The organism is bacterium SCSIO 12643 (genome assembly GCA_024398135.1).
GTDB lineage: Bacteria > Bacteroidota > Bacteroidia > Flavobacteriales_G > Salibacteraceae > CAJXZP01.
In genome coordinates this window covers 4,070,580-4,088,140 of the sequence record CP073750.1, presented here as the reverse complement: position 1 = coordinate 4,088,140, position 17,561 = coordinate 4,070,580, and the positions used below count along the sequence as shown (strand labels likewise).

Annotated in this window: 17 protein-coding genes and 1 pseudogene; 11 read left to right on the top strand and 7 right to left on the bottom strand. The window is 36.2% G+C overall.

Features of this window, described 5'->3' with window-relative positions; all coding sequences use genetic code 11:
* Positions 1-4 precede the first annotated feature (4 nt).
* Positions 5-256: a hypothetical protein gene (locus KFE94_17905; protein ID UTW66499.1), complete on the bottom strand. Its 252-nt coding sequence runs from the start codon at positions 254-256 to the stop codon at positions 5-7.
* A gap of 318 nt (positions 257-574) precedes the next feature.
* Here KFE94_17905 and KFE94_17900 point away from each other — a divergent pair, with 318 nt between their 5' ends.
* The 3 genes and pseudogenes from KFE94_17900 to KFE94_17890 all read left to right on the top strand — a co-directional run bounded on the left by KFE94_17900 (position 575) and on the right by KFE94_17890 (position 5,957).
* Entirely contained in the window at positions 575-3,412 is a 2,838-nt protein-coding gene (locus tag KFE94_17900) for a T9SS type A sorting domain-containing protein (protein UTW66498.1), read from the top strand.
* Between the two features lie 10 nt (positions 3,413-3,422).
* The gene (locus tag KFE94_17895) at positions 3,423-3,830 is read left to right on the top strand and encodes a hypothetical protein (GenBank protein UTW66497.1); all 408 of its coding nucleotides are present in this window, start codon (positions 3,423-3,425) and stop codon (positions 3,828-3,830) included.
* A 21-nt stretch (positions 3,831-3,851) separates the two neighbouring features.
* Positions 3,852-5,957: pseudogene (locus KFE94_17890) on the top strand (RNA-binding transcriptional accessory protein).
* Between the two features lie 3 nt (positions 5,958-5,960).
* Here the strand turns inward: KFE94_17890 and KFE94_17885 are convergent.
* Complete coding sequence (locus tag KFE94_17885) at positions 5,961-6,854, bottom strand: B12-binding domain-containing radical SAM protein (protein ID UTW66496.1); 894 nt, start codon at positions 6,852-6,854, stop codon at positions 5,961-5,963.
* A gap of 72 nt (positions 6,855-6,926) precedes the next feature.
* Between KFE94_17885 and KFE94_17880 the strand changes: the two genes are divergently transcribed.
* The gene (locus KFE94_17880; GenBank protein ID UTW66495.1) at positions 6,927-7,775 is read left to right on the top strand and encodes a YitT family protein; all 849 of its coding nucleotides are present in this window, start codon (positions 6,927-6,929) and stop codon (positions 7,773-7,775) included.
* Positions 7,776-7,779: 4 nt separating this feature from the next.
* On the opposite strand, the gene KFE94_17875 is transcribed toward KFE94_17880, so the two are convergent.
* Complete coding sequence (locus KFE94_17875; GenBank protein UTW66494.1) at positions 7,780-9,201, bottom strand: glycosyltransferase family 39 protein; 1,422 nt, start codon at positions 9,199-9,201, stop codon at positions 7,780-7,782.
* 281 nt (positions 9,202-9,482) lie between these two features.
* Between KFE94_17875 and KFE94_17870 the strand changes: the two genes are divergently transcribed.
* Positions 9,483-9,947: a DNA starvation/stationary phase protection protein gene (locus KFE94_17870; GenBank protein ID UTW66493.1), complete on the top strand. Its 465-nt coding sequence runs from the start codon at positions 9,483-9,485 to the stop codon at positions 9,945-9,947.
* 47 nt (positions 9,948-9,994) lie between these two features.
* Here the strand turns inward: KFE94_17870 and KFE94_17865 are convergent, their stop codons facing one another.
* The 3 genes from KFE94_17865 to KFE94_17855 form a co-directional block, all read right to left on the bottom strand.
* Positions 9,995-11,173, bottom strand: a complete 1,179-nt coding sequence (locus tag KFE94_17865) for an aromatic ring-hydroxylating dioxygenase subunit alpha (protein UTW66492.1) — start codon at positions 11,171-11,173, stop codon at positions 9,995-9,997.
* The gene (locus KFE94_17860) at positions 11,163-12,140 is read right to left on the bottom strand and encodes a sterol desaturase family protein (protein UTW66491.1); all 978 of its coding nucleotides are present in this window, start codon (positions 12,138-12,140) and stop codon (positions 11,163-11,165) included. The genes KFE94_17865 and KFE94_17860 overlap by 11 nt, the downstream gene beginning before the upstream one ends.
* A gap of 126 nt (positions 12,141-12,266) precedes the next feature.
* Entirely contained in the window at positions 12,267-12,512 is a 246-nt protein-coding gene (locus KFE94_17855) for a hypothetical protein (protein UTW66490.1), read from the bottom strand.
* A gap of 115 nt (positions 12,513-12,627) precedes the next feature.
* Here KFE94_17855 and KFE94_17850 point away from each other — a divergent pair, with 115 nt between their 5' ends.
* From KFE94_17850 to KFE94_17830, 5 genes are read left to right on the top strand one after another with little or no spacing between them, the layout of a single operon-like run.
* A complete protein-coding gene (locus tag KFE94_17850) occupies positions 12,628-13,038 on the top strand; it encodes a hypothetical protein (GenBank protein UTW66489.1) in 411 nt (136 codons plus the stop codon).
* Positions 13,031-14,185 (top strand): hypothetical protein, encoded by a 1,155-nt coding sequence (locus tag KFE94_17845; GenBank protein ID UTW66488.1) that lies wholly within the window; start codon positions 13,031-13,033, stop codon positions 14,183-14,185. Before KFE94_17850 ends, KFE94_17845 begins: the two co-directional genes overlap by 8 nt.
* A 4-nt stretch (positions 14,186-14,189) precedes the next feature.
* Positions 14,190-14,546, top strand: coding sequence for a hypothetical protein (locus KFE94_17840; protein UTW66487.1), 357 nt, complete (start codon positions 14,190-14,192; stop codon positions 14,544-14,546).
* Between the two features lie 4 nt (positions 14,547-14,550).
* Positions 14,551-15,108 carry a YceI family protein gene (locus KFE94_17835; GenBank protein ID UTW66486.1) on the top strand — a complete coding sequence of 186 codons (558 nt, stop codon included), beginning with the start codon at positions 14,551-14,553 and terminating at the stop codon, positions 15,106-15,108.
* A 22-nt stretch (positions 15,109-15,130) separates the two neighbouring features.
* A complete protein-coding gene (locus KFE94_17830) occupies positions 15,131-15,985 on the top strand; it encodes a hypothetical protein (protein ID UTW66485.1) in 855 nt (284 codons plus the stop codon).
* A 51-nt stretch (positions 15,986-16,036) separates the two neighbouring features.
* On the opposite strand, the gene KFE94_17825 is transcribed toward KFE94_17830, so the two are convergent.
* Positions 16,037-16,597, bottom strand: a complete 561-nt coding sequence (locus tag KFE94_17825) for a Crp/Fnr family transcriptional regulator (GenBank protein UTW66484.1) — start codon at positions 16,595-16,597, stop codon at positions 16,037-16,039.
* A 142-nt stretch (positions 16,598-16,739) separates the two neighbouring features.
* Between KFE94_17825 and KFE94_17820 the strand changes: the two genes are divergently transcribed.
* Positions 16,740-17,393: a thioredoxin family protein gene (locus tag KFE94_17820; GenBank protein ID UTW66483.1), complete on the top strand. Its 654-nt coding sequence runs from the start codon at positions 16,740-16,742 to the stop codon at positions 17,391-17,393.
* Positions 17,394-17,561: the final 168 nt, after the last annotated feature.

Genomic DNA, 17,561 nt, shown 5'->3' with positions numbered 1-17,561 from the left:
GGTATTATGAAAATAAATTGGTGAAGAAATATGCGTAAAAGAAACCTGAAAGTAAAATAAAGATAATTGCAATTCGAATAGAGGAGGTCATATCTGCCGACTTTCTGGCTTCAGGAGTATGCCAGGCTTTTCTGATTCTGGCCCGAGCTGTTTCTGATGCGTCACTGCTTTCATCATCACGAATCTCCGCTTCAATTATTTTCACCCGACTATGTAAGTCCTCCATTACCGGATCGTAATGACGAGGCTTATACATAAATCTCTTTGGTTTTTTTAATTTAAAAAGCGTAACGCGCATATTTCTTCGATTATAATGGCAAATTTACGATTTGAATAGTTAGAATAAAAGCAACTATTCCTGTTTGTGAGACTCCAAAAACCAGACCAGATCATATTACGAACTAAAAAGGACACTTTCAGGTACATGCAGCAGTCTAAAGTGTTTTGTTAAAATATTTTAAGATATGTGGAGGATTGTAATACCTCAGAATAAACTTTTGAACGCCCCATATTCAAAAGTTTTTTTCAAAACTCGTTTTCAAACTTTTATATTAGCCTTTCGAATTTAAGAGCTATGAGAAAAAAAGGGATAAATATTATTTCACTTACATTAATATTCTTGTTTGGTATTGAGGGCTTTGCACAAGTACATTACAAGCAAATGATGCATGATCCGCAATACAATTTTTACGATGTATGTCGAGCGGCAGAGTTATATTTCTCCACACATTCAAAAGGGAAAGGTTCAGGTTGGAAACCATATCAAAGATGGAAAGCCGAAAATGAAAGTAAATATTATCCTACAGGGAATAGAATGAACACTATTCCAAACTTTGCTGCTGTACACTTTGCCAATTTTGTGGCGCAAAATCCACAAATAAGTTCAAGAAGTTTATTCCCGGGAGGTTGGAACGATTTAGGGCCGTATAGCGCAAATAATATTACCGAGGGTTACAATCCTGGAATTGGTCGTGTAGAAAGTTTTTGGGTGAATCCGACAAACGATCAGCATCTGTATCTGGGATCCAGAAGTGGGGGCTTTTGGAAAACATCTAATGGTGGAACAACCTGGAAAAACACAACGGATTACCTGGTGGCTTCCGGAGTAAATACCATTGCTGTAAATCCAACAAACTCGGATTCTATATTGATCAATGTTAAAAATGCAGCAAACAATGCTTCACATGGAATTTACCGTTCTGTGGATGGTGGTGAAAATTGGATAGTAAGTGACTTCAATCCAGCGAATCTGGGATGGGGTGGTCTAGGATCAAATGGAAGAATTTTTAAAATCGTTTATCATCCAAGAGTAGAAGGGTTGGTGTTTGTTGGTACAAACCAAGGAATCTATAGATCAGATGATGATTTACAAACCTGGACGCAAATGCTAAGCACAGCGGACGTTACGGATATTGAGTTTCACCCAACAAATGATAGTGTAATGTATGTTTATGACAACTACTATTGGAGTTCGAACAAGAATGTGATTATGCGTTCTACAGATATGGGATTGAGTTATTCAAGTTCAGCTACGATAGTCGGAAATTCAAATAGCGAAGGATTTATTGCTGTGAGCCCTGTAGCTCCTGATTATGTGTATTTCGCTTCTGATAATGGTGTATGGAAATCAGATGATGAAGGACAGAACTTTACTTTTATATCCACTCCAACCGAGAGTTGTGATGGTTTTGCGGTTTCAGATTTGGATACGAGCAATATGGTATATGGTTATTTAAACCTCATGGGAAGTACTGATGGTGGAGTCACATTTACGGAAATTGCAGCCTGGGCCAATAGCAACCCCACAAATGATTATACCCATGCAGATTTACGAACTGCAGAGAGTGTAAATGGTGTGTTCTATGTGGGCACGGATGGATATCTGGCAAAAACAGATGATAATGGTGCGACCTGGAGCAGGTTAAATGATGGAACCGGAATTCGCGAGTTTTATGCTAGTGGTGTAAGTCAAAGCCATTATGATGTGTATATGGCAGGTTCGCAAGATAATGGAACCAGTGTATTGAATGAGAACGGTTGGATTGAGTGGAATGGAGGAGATGGAATGGAAGCGATTGTGCAAACTTTAAACCCAGAATGGATGATAGGTAGTTGGCAGTTTGGAACCCGCCAAATTACCAAGGATGGAGGGCAAACGCGCTTTGGAGCGAATAATCCGGATAATGGTTCTGGAGAAGCTGACTGGCAGGCACCATTACTGTACAGTCCAAACCATCAAATGCGTGTATATCATTTTGCTGAAAAAATCTATCAATCAGATGAATTTGGTGATACATGGTATGAAATAGGTAATCCGGGTATTGGATTGCTTGAAGTAGCTGCAATAGCAGAGAATAATTCTGATATAATGGCTGTTTCCAGCGGAAATAATTTGATGATTACTGAAGATCATTGGGTCACTTCCAGAAGCTCTTTTATTGGATTGCCGAATTATGCCATTACCGATATTGCATTTGATCCACACAATGATTCTACCATGATTGTGACATATAACAGATATCAGGCAGATTCAAAAAAGGTGTATATCTCACATGATTTGGGACAGACCTGGAGTAATATCACTTATAATTTAAATGATATGCCAATTAGATCGGTGGTGATAGATCATTCAGATAGTTCGTTTATCTATTTAGGAGCAGAGATCGGTGTGTATGTGAAATCAATGAATGCTACGCAATGGGAATTATACAATACCAATTTACCCAATGTTACGGTAAGGGATTTAGAGATACAATATGGATCAAATACTTTAAAAGCAGCCACCTGGGGACGTGGTTTATGGGAATACCACCTAAAAGGGAGAGCAGATTACCCAGCAATTCTTTATACCAGTATTACAGATACACCAACAGATATTGCTCCTAAAGCGGGAGATGATCAATATGTGACATCTATAATTTCTTACGATCAAAATGTAAAATCTGCTTTTGTAAAATGGTCTAATGGGACCACAGACTTAAATAAAATATTGACTATGAGTAATACGATGGATAGTACCTGGGTGACAGATAGTGCATTTACCAATTATGGAAAGGGAACAGATATTTATTTTAAAGTATATGCTGTAGGCCAAAACAACGATACGACTGAAAGTTATAGATATCAATATCAAGTACGTACTGCACAAAACATCAACAGTGTAATTGAGAATTCATTTGAAACAGAGGTGAACTTATATCCTAATCCTAATGATGGACAATTTTACATTGATTTAGGAAGTCAGTTTAATGATGTGAATATTGAAATTTATGATACTCAAGGCAGAAGAGTGTATCATACTTTTGATAGCGGAAACGACTTTAAAGTAAACTTTGAAGGAGTTAGTGGGAATTATATTCTTTCCGTTTCTTCAGGTGATAAAAAAGCGAGAATTCAGTTCATTTTAGAGTAATATTGCATCCATGAAGAAAATTGGATTTTTAATGATGGTATGGCTTGTTGTGATGGGCTGTACCTCACAGAATGGAATTGTGGGAGAACAAGCAAAAGTGAAAGTAAAAGATGTCACAGTGCAAGAGATGGTTTCAGGAATTGAAGGCGGCAAAAGCGTTTTTGAATTCTTGATGAAGATTGAAATTCATTCAGATAAAATTCAACCGGATAGTTTAACACATCATCTACATAAGGCTAAAATTCATTTAAAAGACTCTGCAAGAAATATATACAAGGCACAGTATACAGAATCTGCGGAAAAAATGGATTTAAAAAATGTATCCAACAGTGTGTTTATTTCCTTTAAAGGAACAGACAAACCTTTGGTTATTGAGGTGGATAGTGTGCGTGTGTTGGATCAGATTTATATGCCTTAATTCGTTATAGACGTAATTTTCATGGACGTTCAGTCAAAAGTCGGTAAAGAATTAAATCTTACCGAAGGAGTTATTGCCAAAGTATTTGAATTACTAGACGATGGCGCAACTATTCCTTTTATAGCGAGATATAGAAAAGAGTTAACCAAAGGGTTGGACGAAGTTCAACTCATTCAAATTAAAGAAAGAAGTCATTACTGGGAAACCTTTAATACGCGAAAGGATTCTATTCTTAAAAGTATTGAGGAGCAAGGAAAGCTGACTGATGCTTTAAAGCGAAAAATAGAATCGGCTCAGCTGTTAAATGAGTTGGAAGATTTGTATTTGCCATTTAAGAAAAAAAGGCAATCAAAGGGACAGAAAGCCATTGAAAATGGACTAAAACCATTGGCTATATATATTCAAAAATCGCATCGTGATTCGGATATTGAAGATAAGGCCTTTGGGTTTGTTCGTGGAAAGGTCGAGGATCAAAAAGACGCTTTAGATGGTGCGGTAAGTATTCTGGCCGAATGGATTTCTGAGAATCTATGGATTAGAGACCGATTGAGACAACAGTTTCAGAAATATAGTGTGGCGGTTGCACAGGTGAAGCGAGGAAAAGCTAAAGAAGCAGAGAAGTTTAAAGACTATTTTGATTTTTCCGAACGAATTCAACGTATGGCTTCGCATCGGGTTTTGGCTGTTTTTAGAGGGGAAAAAGAGGGGCTTCTGAACTTTAAAATTGAAGTAGATGAAGATAGAGCATATGGTTCTATAGAGCGTGGTGTATATCGTAATTACGCAACCAATTCATATGTAGATAAGGCTATTATCGAAGCATATAAGCGAATTCTACAGCCGAATTTTGAATCGGAGATTAAAAAAGAACTTAAAGAGAAAGCAGATCTGGATTCTATTGAAGTATTTGCAGAAAACTTGAAACAATTATTGTTGCAGTCCCCGTTGGGAGCGAAGAATACTTTAGCGATTGATCCAGGATTTAGAACGGGTTGTAAGGTCGCAGCATTAAATAAAAATGGAGATTTTATTACCCATTCTACGATATTTCCACATCCTCCGCAAAACAAAATACATGAGGCGGAACAAACGTTATTGAATTTGACAAAAAAGCATAAGGTTCAAGCTATCGCTGTCGGAAATGGAACGGCTGGAATTGAAACAGAACGTTTGTGTAGGAAATTGTTTAAAAACTCTGATATTTAGGTTTTTTCGGTGAATGAAGCTGGGGCGAGTATTTATTCGGCATCGGAGATTGCCCGAGAAGAATTCGGAGAGCTGGATTTAACTGTGCGAGGCGCCATTTCTATTGGACGTAGACTTATGGATCCTTTGGCGGAATTGGTCAAAATCGATGCGAAATCTATAGGAGTGGGGCAATATCAACATGATGTGAATCAACCTTTGTTGCGTCAAAAATTAGATGATGTGGTAGCGCACTGTGTGAATCACGTGGGAGTAGAATTAAATACTGCATCATATGCTATTTTGGCACATGTTTCAGGATTGGGAGGAACCATAGCCAAAAATATTGTTGCTTTTAGAGAAGAACATGGAGATTATCAGGAGCGAAAACAGCTATTGAAAGTACCCAAAATGGGTAAGAAAACCTATCAACAAGCTGCTGGTTTTTTAAGAATTGAAAACGGTAAAAATACTTTGGATAATACGATTATACACCCTGAAACATATGTGATTGTAGAAGAGTTATCTAAGCTAAACAAAATGTCATTGCAAAATTTGGAGATCCAAAAATGTAATGTGCAAAGTATTCAATTTCTCGAAGAAAAATATGGGAAATTGACCATTGAATTTATTCTGAAAGAATTAAAAAAGCCAACGCGTGATCCGAGAACACCTTTAAAAGAAATGGTGTCAAATCAGATCGAAAAAATTGAAGATTTAAAAGAAGGCATGCAGCTAACAGGTACTGTAAATAACATTACCAATTTTGGTGCATTTGTAAACATAGGAATCAAAGAATCTGGCCTGGTACATGTGTCACAGATATCAGATTCATATGTTTCAAATATTTATGATCACGTTCAGTTAAATCAGCAGGTAAGAGTTAAGGTTATAGGAGTAGATTTGGAGCGTAAAAGAGTACAATTGACAATGACGCTGTAAACCTTAATAGGCATTTGGAATTTTAGGGCGAATATGCGCGGATGTATTTGGGTTTTGAATCGCATCGTGAATTTGTTTTAGAAATAATTCTTTGTCTCGACCTAAAACACCTTTAAGAACCAATTGATTGGAAGCATGATCACTACGGAAAATCGTTTGATCCAGTTCCAAATGTTGCATAAAAAGTTCAAGCTCTTCAAACAATTCCAGAGTAGTCAACGGGATGAATTCACCTAAATATTTGTTCTGATAATGTGCCAGCCCTTTATGTGCAGTAAGCACCAGAGTGGAAGCGAATTTTGGTTGGGTTTCATTTAGCACTTGTGCAGAGTGAATTGCATGTTGTTTAGTGAGTAACTGACCTCCAACACCATTAATGATCATCACAGAGCTATCCATTCCAGCGTTTTTAGATTTGTTTAGCCCCTCTATGGTAGTTTGGAAAGTTTCTCCCTTCTGAATGGCATGAAGGACCTCGCTATCACCCGATTCGATACCGACATAAAGTAATGTAAGTCCTGCATCTTTCAACTCGCGAAGTTCCTGATGAGATTTCCGAGCCAAATTGCTAGGAGATGCATAAGTGGAAATCCGTCTCAAATTTGGGAATGTAGCTTGTAGTTTGTCCAGGATGCGTAATAATCTTACTGTGGACAAAACCAATGGATCACCATCGGCTAAAAATACTTTGGTGATTTGAGAAGCATACGGAATAAAAGCTTCGATATCCTGAAATATATCTAATTCCTTTCTGGGCTTGAATTTTTTAGATGTATACATTTCACAAAAAGAACACTTGTTCCAGGAGCAACCTAATGTGATTTGAATAATCAAAGAACGTCCTTCGCTGGGCGGCCTGAATAATGGTTCGTGGTATTCAATAGGAAAATGATACATGACGCAAACATAACACAAGTCATAATTTCAACTTACCGGATGCCGTAGTTTCGCGTCAAATTTTGCAAGCTAATGAAAGTGGATGGAGTACAGACCGTTAAAAGTTACTCTTTTATATTGATAGGAAGCTTTATGCTGGCACTGGGAATGGTGGGGTTTTTAGCGCCTAATCAAATTGCTACCGGTGGTACTGCCGGATTGGCGATAGTTTTGCATTACATTATTGATTTGCCGATTGGTGGTCTAATGGCGTTGATTAATGTACCGTTGCTTTTGGTGAGTATTAAATATCTGGGGAAACATTTTGCGTTTAAAACCATTGCTGCAATCGCTTTTATTGCTTTGTTTATTGATGTTTTGGGAGAGATCGTTCAAATTCCTACATTAAGTACGGAGCCTTTACTAGCGACATTGTATGGTGGTGTGGCTGTTGGGATTGGGCTTGGATTTATTTTTAAGGGCGGTGGATCTGCGGGTGGAGGAACCATTATTGCAAAGATTGTCACTTCTAAGATTGATATTAAAACAGGAAATGTTATCCTACTATTAGATTCGATTGTAGTGATTTCCGCTGGAATTGTATTTAACAGTGTGGAGTTAGCTTTGTGGAGTATGATCAGTATTTATGCTGCTTCCAAAGTAATTGATCTGGTTTTGACAGGTAAGCAAACTCAGAAAATCGTACATATTTCATCAATAAAAAGTCTGGATAGCTTAAGTCAGGTCATTAAACAGTCGTTTGGTGTAGGAGGGACAATTGTGAAAGGAAGAGACTTTAATCTCGAAGATTATAAAGACATTATGTTTATCGTAATTAACCGAAATCAAATTAGTGCCTTGACAGATTTAGTGCACGAGTATGATGCGCAAGCAAGATTAATTGTAATGGAAGCCAGTGAGTTATTGGGTGGGGAGCACTAAGATATTATAAGGAAGTTTTAAGTTTAAAAATACGGATTGAACCTCTTTCTAAAATAAGTTCTTCAATAAGAGGTTTGATTTCTACGTTTTCATCTATCAATCTGGAATCAGAATACAGATAAGTAGCTCCCTCTTGAATCATTTTTTGGAGTTGTTTTCCGGTAAGTTGATCATCCTGATATCCCCAACCTTTTTTATCGATGTAATAAAAGAAAATGAAACGGGAATGGTCGTTCCCAGCAACCACTAATGCGTCTTTGGGAACAGAATCTCTCAATTCTTGCTTATAAGCGAACAAATCTGGATTGAATCCTGGTGATTCGGTATCCCATCGTTCATGCATGCGTAAATAGCATGTAACAGGGAGGATGAGCAATAGAAATATATAAAAGTATCGGTAGTTTTTTGCAGTGGAATGAAACAAATGAAATGCACCATAGCCTACCAGAATAAACAATAGTGGATAAAATGGGAACAGGTAGTAATCGTGCACTTTTTCAATGGCTACAGCTTCGTAAAAGTAATAGGTCAGTGCAGCGAGACTAAGTGTTAGAACCAAAATAAACTTTGGATTTTTATAAGCACGTCTTTTCCATAAAAAGTAAAATCCTGCAAGGAAAAATAGAAGCGAACCATAATTGAGGAGTAACTCCGGCATAGTTGATATCAAATTATGCTGGTAATAGTCTAATAATTGGGTCAGAGAAGTAGAATGTCCAAAGAATCCGCTGACGATTACGTTTCCATGCCATTGAGGAATTACAGTTAGGTACCAAAGAACTGGAAGTGGAACAAATAAGAAAGCTCGGAGCGCTATCGAGGTCAATTTTTTTAAGTCTTTTATATTCCATTTGATCATAATATAACCAGCAGGAATAGAGAAATAGATAATGAATGGTAGTTTGCATAATGCAGCAAGACTAAATAGTAGACCACTAAAAATGAGATATGAACTCTTTTGGTTTTGATACCAATAAAAGAAAAGTGCTGTTCCCCAAATAGCAAAACATAGAGCCATATTATCTGGAAGAGGGTTTATAGTGTAATAATAAAAGCTTGGCGAAAAGCTAAAGCCCCAGGCTCCAATTGTAGCTAAAGTCATGTTGTAAAACAGAGCATATAGTAAATGGTACATTCCGATAATGGATAGAAAACCGATAATCAGCATAAAGACTCTGGTGATAATGATTTTCTGTCCAAATACTTTGTATAGAGCTGCAACCGACCATTGCATCAGCGGAAACTCCATTCTAAATAAACCATCCGTATTGCCACGATCGTTTCTGGTCGGTCGAAAGATGTTCATGTCTTCCTCGAAGAAGTTGTTGATTGTTGATTGCGTTTGTGTTTGTCGCCAAACATGAATACTAACCAGGTCTTTATTGAGATGCTCGTAATGCATGAAAATACTAACAAGTATGGACATGATTAGAATAAGATTACGCATTAAAGGATTCATACTAATGAACTGGTATAGCTGATTTTGCCTATGTCACAGACATGTTGAACGACCTTGTCAAAGATATTTATTTATGGTTGAAAGTCATGAAAATAGATGAATTAAGGAATGGATTATTTGATATTTTTATAGAATCGAAATAAGTATTATTAAAATAAATAATATATATAGTAAAAGTAATTTGATAAATTAAAATTATACATAAATGATGTGCAACTTTGTGTCACCAAACTGAAAAATATAGAATTATGAATAGCATAGGATTAAGCAAAGAAAAGTCAGAAAACTTGTCAAATCAGTTAAACGATCTATTGGCAAATTACCAATTGTTTTATATGAATGTTCGTGGATTTCACTGGAATATTAAGGGAAATAAGTTTTTTGAGCTTCATGTAAAGTTCGAAGAGTTATATAATGATCTTCAAGTAAAAATTGATGAAATCGCAGAACGTGTTTTAACGTTAGGACATACACCGATGCATAGCTTTGCAGACTATTTAGAAGCTTCTGATATTAAAACTGTTACAAATGCTACAGGAAGTGAAGAAACAGTTTCATCAGTTTTAGAAGCGTTTAAAACGGTGATCATGAAACAGAGAGTAATTCTTGAGAGTAGTGGAGAAGCCGATGATGAAGGAACACAAGCTTTAATGAGTGATTATATTAGAGAGCAAGAAAAGCTCGTTTGGATGTATACGGCTTATTTAAGCTAAAGAATAATAAAAAAGGGATTCTGTAAGCAGAATCCCTTTTTTTGCTCTTAGGAATATTTATCCAGCCATTCCCGAATAAGGTGTTGGAATTTCACAATTGCATATTCACCTTTTTGAGCGATTGCACCTACACTATAATATGGTGATTGAAGAGATTTCTGTAGTTGTTCGCAAGCATAGATATCTTCTTGCATAAAATCTCCTGATTTCATTGGTTCAGGATCATCCTCTGAGAATTTATTCTCATATTTTTTCCAAAAACTGTGCAACCCTGATTTTAAATATTGTTTGGCAGCTTTGGCTTCTGAAACATCCATAACCTTTGTTCTTATTGTTACAAGTGTCTTATTAGGAGCCAAAGGCAAAACATGAAAAGTACTCCATGTACTTTCACTTTCACTAATTCCTATATTGGGGAAAAACCAGGGCACATATGCACCCATTTGATTCTCCGGAACAGAGTCAATTAATACGTATGGAGATAAATTTTCTACATCTTTTTCATAAGCAGGAATAAGACTTTCATAGAACCAGTAATGTGGACCGGCCCAGCCAAAACGCGCATTTTTATGATCGTACATATCCAAAGTATTTTTATGGAGATGTGATAAATGATAGTGATCGATATAATTATCAACGATTATTTTCCAATTGGCATGAATGACTTTAGAATAGAGTGGTTGCCCATCCTCCTCTGTATATTCAACTAAACTTTCTACTTTATGTGGGCCTAAAAACGGTTGTACCTCAGCAAAATATTCTTCTAAACTTGTTTCTGGTTGTGCATCCGGATGAACAAATAACATCCCTTTAAAAATTCCAACCGAAGCATGATGTAAATTTAAACCACAATCTCGTAGTGGTGTTTTGAGATCTGGAAACTCGGTTTGTTGTTCCGGAATACTGATCAAATTTCCATCAATGTCATAAACCCAATCGTGATATGGACAGGTAATCGCTTTTTGACTTTTGCCTACCGATTGTAGTAGTTGGGTGCCTCTATGTCTGCAAATGTTATGAAATGCACGAACGTTATGATCGTGTCCCATCATCACGAAGATATTGTTTAGACCTGCCTGCACGGTAATATAGTCACCGGGTTTTGATACGTCTTCAACCAATCCTGCAAATTGCCATGTAGTACTAAATATATGTTTAAGCTCAAGTTTGAACCATTCATTTGAAGTATAGGCCTCTACAGGTAGGATATCAGTTCTATTTTTCATTTGTTAATGTGTTACGTTCTTTAGGACTCCAATCAGGTGGTTTAATGAAGAGAAGTAGTTTGTTGGTAAATCCTGATGTGTTATTGAATTTTTGATAAAATCGGGTGATTCCATGAAAGAATACCTTTACGGGATTAACGCTATTTAAAGGTTCAGAGATGCCATATTTTACAGGGGCTACTTCAGGTTCGAAAGTGCCAAACATTCGATCCCAGATTATCAAAATACCAGCATAGTTCTTGTCCCAGTATTCTCTATTTGAACCGTGATGTACTCTATGGTGAGACGGAGTGTTAAAAATGAATTCAAACGGACGTGGAAGTTTTTTAATGATTTCGGTATGTAATAAAGTTTGAAATACCTGTACAAAGACTTCTGCGCTTAAGACGAGAATAGGGTCAAATCCTAACATAACAATAGGAAGAGAAAATATAATTGGAAATATGGCGTCCATGGGACCAAAGCGATAAGCCACGGACATGTTAAAATGCTCAGAACTATGGTGTACCGTATGAGTGGCCCATCCAATTCCGATACGGTGCATCATTCTATGATCCCAGTAATACGCGAAATCAGCCAGTAAAATGACGAATATAATGTTGAATATATTTAGAGGTAGGTAGGGTAAACTAAAGTGCATGTGTACCCAGTAGTAGATTTTAGTGATGGCTAAAATTCCAAGCACATATTCTATGATTAAATATGCGCCAAATGTGATGACATTAGACATAGAATCTAGCATGACATCTTTATCTAATCTTTTTAAGTATAAATACCTGCCAAGCTCTAGAATAAAGAAAGGAACGATGATATAGATGAGGCTTAGATCATTAAAAACGTAAAAGAAAAATTCAACATCATAAAAATTGAGTTCCGGTAAGGAAATGAATTTTGGAAGTATGTGTGGTAATGCACCCAAAAATAGGAGCATTGATGCGGCACGAATAAATAATTTAGAATTGGTCATAATGTGTACTTTGTTGTAAATCAGATGAAAAATGAGGAGTCATTCATCATCGATGCAAAGTTGACCAATGGGGTTGAAGATATTTTTGACCTAAATCAAAAACGATTTAAGCGGCTGAAAAAGTATTTAAATAAAGATGGATGAAAAAGAATATATAGCAAGTAAGGTCCAGGTAACTACCATACTCCAATAAAGTACCGGAGTGTCTTTTCGCTCAATAGGTTCGATAAGATAGGTAGATTGCGATTTTAAATTTTCGATTACCCAGATTGAAAACAGAATTCCCCAAATCCACTGCCAATCCTTTAAAATAGCTATATAGAGAAATATAAGCATACCAATCGTACGCCATTTCGATAGATACTGATTCATGTATAGTTTGTTAGACTACAAAAGTAAGTTTTGTTTCCGCTTGATTTCGATTTTGACATAGGTCAAAAATTAAACTTAAATGCCGATATACGTTTGCCTCAACAAAACCTAACAAATGAAATATTGGTATTACATATTATTTCTTACGGGACTTATTTCTTGTAATTCCTCAACAAATAAATTGATTGGGAAGTGGCAGGTAGAAAGTCCATTCTATAAAGCAGTTTATCAAATAATAAAAAAAGATGGGGAGTTGAAAACTCAGATTTTGTTCTATGATGATGACATATATCGTTATCGATTTAATGGGAAAAAAGAGAAATATCTGTTTCAAAATATCCAGCAAAAAGATGAAGACTTTGTGGATATGGTGAGTGGAGCGACTACATCAGCTAATTCCAATAAGCTACCGAAACTAAAACTTGTACACGAAGACACTTTAAATGTAACTACATACCAAATGAGAAAGCCCATTACCGAGACGTGGGTGAGAATAAATCAAAACCAATCTGAAGATTATGAATAAAACAAAAATGTTGATGTGCATTGTCGTGACTTGTATAGGAATAATGAGTTGCAACAAGCAGGAAATCAGAAATATTGCTGATGTAAAACAACCTGTAGACCCAGGTAAACCCCCAGCTAAATCTGAAGTAGTACCCTTGGATATTAATACCAAAGGGTTTGATTTTATGGAAAATATGCAAGGCCACTGGGTTGGAATTAATCGGGTAATTGCAGACGATTATCCATGGTTTGCATTTGATTATAGAGCAATTTCATCGAACCATGTACATGGGATTTTTGAAGGAGGAACTTTCGGAAACCTGTTCACTACATTTTTTGTCACAGATTTTAAAAATACGCGTACCATAATGGCTAGAAATGGTGGCGTTTTAAATGGAATATATCGTACCAGTTATTTCGTTTTGGATAGTACACATACCGATTTTGATGGTAAATACTATCGCTTTGTGGATGCAGTTGGTGGCGCTAATGTTATGAAGATGGAATTACGTTTTAAGCAGGATAGTATTTACTGGAACGCATATACCAGCAGATTAGGATTAAATGCTCCGGCTTCTCGTCACATGACATTTAAAGCAGAAAGAAGATCAACATCGTTGGCGCAAAATGCAGCGGCACAATTTGGATTCCCTAAAAATGAAGTATCCAAGGACTTTTCTGCAGAGTTTAAAACAGAGGATTTATATGTAAATCCAGGCGCTTCTGAAGCATCTTCAGCCTCATTTTTGGCTCAGGGAACGGATAATAGTGATGTTATATCTCTGGCATACGAAGCACTTGATCCGTATCGAATCGATGAGCAGCCATATTTGTCTTATTTACAAATTGATATGGTAAAAACTGCTTTGATTGAGAATAAAACGCTTTTCGTTTACCTATCGGAAGATCCGCTTACTGATTCTATGGGGTATTTGGATTTTAACAATTTCAATTCGGTATTAATGTTTCCTCAACTGGATGCGAATGAAGATCAGTTTATTGTAACCTATTTACATCCTGGAACATACTACGTAACGATTGTAGCTGATGTGAATGAAGATGGTGCACCCTCAGCGGGAGATGTCACGCATATAAGTCAATCGATAACCATAAATCCATTAGATCAACAACAGATTACCATAGATAACATTACTGTTCAAAATTAGAAATATGCTTAGAAAGTTAATTGTACCATTTGTCATGTTGGTTATAGGATTAAGTAGTTGTACTAAAGCCATTATTGATGAATCACCCGGAGTAACTCCTCCGATTACTGATACTATTAAATACGATCCTGATGTACAGGCGCTGATGTATAACAATTGTGTAACATGTCATGCGGGAGCAGCACCAAGTGCAGGATTAAGTTTAGATAATTATCAGGATACCAGATTTGCAACCGAAAAAGGTAATCTGATTGAAAGAATGAATAGTGTAACCAGTCCAATGCCTCCTGCAGGAATATTACCTGCAAATCAGAGACAGATTATGGATAAATGGGTAGCCGATGGGTTTTTAGAAAAATAAGATGATGAAAATTAATAAAATAGTGATAGCGTTAACAGTTTGTTTGGGACTGAATTGGAGTGCCCAGGCGCAGAAATATTATACCAAATCCGGGATTACAGAATTTAAAGGGTCTGTTGAAGCATTTGAACCGGTAGAAGCAGTCAATCATAATACCACAGCCATTTTGGATGTTGGAACCGGAGAAGTAGCGGCTTTGGTTTTTATTAAATCGTTTCATTTTGAAGTAGCACTAATGGAAGAGCACTTCAATGAAAATTATATGGAGTCTGATCAATTTCCGAAGGCTACATTTAAAGGTAAAATAGAAAACTTTGATATCAATAAAGTCACGGATGGAATCAGTAAATTCAAAGTGAGGGGAAAACTGAGTATGCATGGGGTGACCAAAGATATTGAAGTGTGGATTATGTTATCTAAAGTGGAAGATAAGATTGTTTTGGCATCTCAATTCAAGGTTGATCCGGATGATTTTAAAATTGATATTCCCGGGATTGTGAAAGAAAAGATCGCGGATACCATTGAAATAAATCTGGACTATAATCTACGTCCAAAAAAGTAAAACCAACCAAAATTTGTTTAAAATGACAAGAACATTATTTGTGATATTATTAAGCGTATTGAGTTGGAGTTCAATATATGCGCAGGACGATTTGTTGGATGAGTTAGAAAACAGTTCTGAAGAAGAGGTTTTTGAATATCCGGCATTTAAGGCAATGAAGATTGGTAATTTACAATCAACAAAGGTGGCCGCAAAAGGAGATTGGTACATGTATGTCTCACACCGATTTGGTTCGTTAAAAGATGGTATTTCTACCTTCTTTGGATTAGATAATGCCAATACCAAAATTCAGATGGCTTACGGGTTGTTTGAAGGAGTACAATTAAGTGTCAGTAGAGAATCTTTGAGAAAGACTTATGCGGGTGCATTGAAGTTTAGATTGATGTCACAATCGGATAAATTCCCTGTGAATGTAGTAGGGTATACTACAATCAATGTGAATACTGAACTGACCACAGAGAGATATCCACACATGTTATTTGAAGATCGATTGAGCTATGCGTCTCAGGTTTTGATTTCAAAGCGATTTAGCAATAAATTATCCTTAGAGTTGGCACCTACTTATGTGAGACAGAATTTGGTTTTAGAGAAATTTCAAGATCATAATCAATATGCACTGGGTTTTGGAGGGAGATTTAAATTAAATACCAGACTTTCTTTAAACGTTGATTATGTATACAACTTCAGTAGAGCAAGCGAATCTGTATATAAAGATCCGTTGACGATTGGTTTGGATCTAGAAACCGGAGGTCATGTGTTTCAGCTATTGTTTTCCAATGCACAATCTACTAATGAACCAGGTTTTATTAGCAATGCGGAAGGGGATTGGTCTACAGGTGATATCTTTTTTGGATTTAATATCGTAAGAGTGTTTTAATCGACCATAGCACTCTGGTTTTAAAAGGTCTTAATTTCATTAAGGCCTTTTTTATTTCCCTCTAATTCTACTCAATGTTTCTTGAGAGATTCCCAACATAGAAGCAATGTGTCCCAAATTGGCTCTTTGCGTAATATCCGGGAACACGGAAATGACCAAATCGTATTTTTCTTTCGCTGATAGAAAGTAATAACCCATATAAAAATCGTTTATCAGTGCAATTTGTTCTTCCATAACCAGTCTTCCAAATCGATCTAATTCTGGGAAGTTATTATATAGGTTTTGCCAATTATCGTATGATATATAAACGGTTTCACAATCATCGGTGGTCTCAATAAATTCAGATGAAGCCTTTTTCATCAAATAGCTGGACCAGGAAGTGAACATATTGTTTTCCGGATAAATCCAATAAGTCACATCTTTTCCTTTCTGATAGAAATAACTTCTTACAGTTCCTTTTGTGAGAAAATAAAGCTTTCTACATGTAACACCTTCATCAACAATAAGGTGCCCTTTGGGAAGAGATTCTGTTACAGCAACTTTACGTATTTCGGTCTCAGCTTCCGATGATAATTGAATGTAGGTCTTGATTACTTCTATGAATTCATCCATGCGGCAAATGTAATATTATGCCTTAAGAAATAATAAGTCTGTTATATTAGAAAAATCATATATGAAGTGCATAGAATGTAAGCTGGGTTACAAATTGTAAATAGTAAGTGGTGGTAAGTTTGCATTATCAATGTAAACCGAAATGAAATACATAAACAATATATTTAGTCAGGCCAGTAAACTTTATACCTACGATGCGTATAGGAACCTTGTGAAGTCTCTTTATGAGGAGGGAAAAGTAACAGGACCAATACAGTCAGAAGTATTATTGGATACCACAAAAATGAATCTTCACAGATTTAACAGATTAGAAAATAAGTATCAGGTAAGTGAAGATTTTAAAGCTGTATTAAATCAAATAAAGGGAAATTGGACCTGGTACTTAATTACTGAAGGGTGGTGTGGAGATGCATCTCAAACTGTACCTGTAATTGCAAAAATGGCTGAAGTTTCAGATCGAATTGATTTAAAAGTGTTGTTGAGAGATGATAATCCGGAAATCATGGATAAGTATTTAACCAATGGCGGAAAAGCGATACCTATTTTGGTGGCTATAAATGAGGAGACAGGTGAGGAGTTAAAGCATTGGGGCCCTCGTCCTAAAATGATTCAAAAAATGGTGGATGATTACAAAGCCACTCATCCGGATTTTGACAAACATGATTTTGCTAAAAAACTGCATGTATGGTATACCAAAGATAAAGGGATGGCTGTTGAAGAAGATATAATAGATGTGTTAAACTCAGGCATGGTGAAGAGTAAAGAGGAATTTGAAACTATGAAAGAGAGTGCTTAAGATGTTTTATTAGGGATGTACGTTTTGAGGTGATGTGAATAGAGATGCCTTAAGGTTCTTATTAGAACTTTAAGGCATTTTCTTTTTTATATAAGAATAGTGCAGCATGTAACCATCATAATTCAAACTAAGTTTAATTTTGGAGTTGATTGTGATTAATAGCGCTTC